Origin of the sequence: Bacterioplanoides pacificum (genome assembly GCF_042648445.1) — a bacterium.
Lineage (GTDB): Bacteria > Pseudomonadota > Gammaproteobacteria > Pseudomonadales > Oceanobacteraceae > Bacterioplanoides > Bacterioplanoides pacificum.
The window spans coordinates 1-1,982 of the sequence record NZ_JBHRYB010000022.1 but is presented as its reverse complement, the minus strand read 5'-3'; the positions used below and the strand labels follow the sequence as shown (position 1 = coordinate 1,982).

The 1,982-nt window shown below is 41.1% G+C and carries 4 protein-coding genes; all 4 read right to left on the bottom strand.

The window, feature by feature from the left end:
• Positions 1-103: 103 nt before the first annotated feature.
• The 4 genes from ACFOMG_RS16650 to ACFOMG_RS16635 all read right to left on the bottom strand — a co-directional run bounded on the left by ACFOMG_RS16650 (position 104) and on the right by ACFOMG_RS16635 (position 1,815).
• On the bottom strand, positions 104-370 hold the full coding sequence (locus ACFOMG_RS16650) for a DUF5676 family membrane protein (protein WP_376868319.1): 267 nt from the start codon (positions 368-370) through the stop codon (positions 104-106).
• 103 nt (positions 371-473) lie between these two features.
• Positions 474-833, bottom strand: coding sequence for a cation transporter (locus ACFOMG_RS16645; protein ID WP_376868317.1), 360 nt, complete (start codon positions 831-833; stop codon positions 474-476).
• Between the two features lie 82 nt (positions 834-915).
• Complete coding sequence (locus tag ACFOMG_RS16640; protein WP_376868315.1) at positions 916-1,569, bottom strand: methyltransferase family protein; 654 nt, start codon at positions 1,567-1,569, stop codon at positions 916-918.
• A gap of 24 nt (positions 1,570-1,593) precedes the next feature.
• Positions 1,594-1,815: a DUF2933 domain-containing protein gene (locus ACFOMG_RS16635; protein ID WP_376868321.1), complete on the bottom strand. Its 222-nt coding sequence runs from the start codon at positions 1,813-1,815 to the stop codon at positions 1,594-1,596.
• Positions 1,816-1,982 lie beyond the last annotated feature (167 nt).

Here is a 1,982-nt window from a genome sequence, read left to right as displayed (position 1 = left end):
GTAGAACGCCGTTGGAAACATTACTTGATGGAAAACGAATCTGGGCTGAAAAGAAATTAACCCAGATTTAATCTGACAGACACCAGCTTAAAACGGGCGACTGTCAGATCGAGTCTGAACTACTACAGTTATAGATATTGGCTAGAAGCCAGCCAAATATTCCAGCAGCAATTGCCCAAAACAGCCCTCCTATAAGGGCGCTGAAGAAAGACATATGCCAACCCATACCCTCAAGGTTCATGTGGAGCATATCACCAGACATTGAAAGCATCATACCTGGCATGATAAGTACGAACAGTGAGCAAAGCAGCCAAAATACAGCTGCACTACTCGCGCAAGCGAGCGCAAATTTTGTTGAATGTAATTTCATTTCTCTTCTCCCAGAATAGACTGTGGTGATATATTAAATCTCACTTTTAACGTATATTAGTTAAATCGATCTATCTCCATAGATACCATTCAAACGAATGCCGCTATTTACGCGGATTCCTCGGTCGTTGATGACAGCTCCACGGCTCATGTTTTGCATTATCCTTTACGTTTTTATCGACGAACTTGTAATAACCTTCTTTGAAGTTAGTCCACCAGTCATGGCTTATTTCTATACTATGTTTAGTGATTACATCTTCTATGCCGTCCAGATTTATTCTGGAGGCATCGTAGGCCAGATTAATCACTGAAGACTTTTCGTCGAATGAGACAGAATCCAGACCGTAGATCTGATCAATCTCTTTAATTGCTCCTTCGATATCTGATGAGGGATTTAAGTCTAGCTTTAAATGCCTGACAACCAGGTTTACTTCTGATACCCCTAATCGGTGCTCTTCTTTCATAATAAAATCCTGTTTTTTAAATTGCTAATTAGATCTCACTAGTTAAATAAAGATGGGTGATCGTTAATATTAATAATCGTTTTTATGGAGTAGTAGTTGGCTGATCCATTGTTAACTTTGGGATCCAGCCGGGAGTTGTTTCACGATATCGATGATAGAGATCGCCGAATTCTTCTAATGCTAATTTTTCTTCACGTTTGGCCAGTTGTATATAAACTACCACTAGTATCTGGAAAAACACCAGGGTCGGTAGCGTTGGCCATTGTAATAAGAAACCCAGCATTATCAGGATGAATGCAATATATTGTGGATGGCGACAACGGGCGTACCAGCCTGTTGTCGCTAACGTGTGTGCTTGTTGTGCTTTGTGTAGTACATTCCAGGCTGAAGCTAGAAGAAAGAAGCCAAGTACTATTAAGATATTGCTGACAATATGTAGCGGGTCGAAATGCGGGTCGCCTTCAAATCCCAGTAACGTGTGTAACAAATGGCCATTTTCGTGAGATAGAAAATCAATGCTGGGATATGTTTCAGCTAGCCATCCTGACAGAAAGTAAATGGTTAATGGAAATCCATACATTTCTGTAAAAAGTGCAACGATAAATACTGAGAATGCCCCAAAGCTTCGCCAGTCCATCTGGGTTTTAGGCTTGGTAAAGCTGAATGCAAAAAATATAAAGATCGCTGAGTTCAGTAATACTAATGTCCAGAGCCCATAGGCAGAATCACCATGCATAACCAATCCTCTCTTTAAATTATATTAGTGTTTGGTTTGATGGCCGCGCTCTTTGCGTCCATCTCCTAAACCGCGTTGGCAGTCACTTTGTTGCGAATCATTTCCATGGTGATCATGTTCCGAATTGCCGTGGCCGCGATGCATAAAAATATGCATAAGCGGGCACAGCAGGAGAATGAGATATGGAAGAAACTCGAATAAATGCTCCCTGTGCTCCATGAGCAGGAAGTAGATCGCTGCACCAATAATCCCAAGTGCAGCTACCCCTTTTTCTGTAAACCAAAATTGTATTAGTTCAGACCTGATCTGACACTTCGATTTGAAAAGAAGAGAGTTTCCCGTTTTGATGTTGGTGTCGAATCAAAATCAAACACAAAGGAAACTCTCTATGCTTGAGTCTAACAATCCCATCA

Excerpts from the sequence above, each read along its gene's own strand:
- ACFOMG_RS16650 (WP_376868319.1), bottom strand. The coding sequence starts at position 370 with ATGAAATTACATTCAACAAAATTTGCGCTCGCTTGCGCGAGTAGTGCA.
- ACFOMG_RS16645 (WP_376868317.1), bottom strand. The coding sequence starts at position 833 with ATGAAAGAAGAGCACCGATTAGGGGTATCAGAAGTAAACCTGGTTGTC.
- ACFOMG_RS16640 (WP_376868315.1), bottom strand. The coding sequence starts at position 1,569 with ATGCATGGTGATTCTGCCTATGGGCTCTGGACATTAGTATTACTGAAC.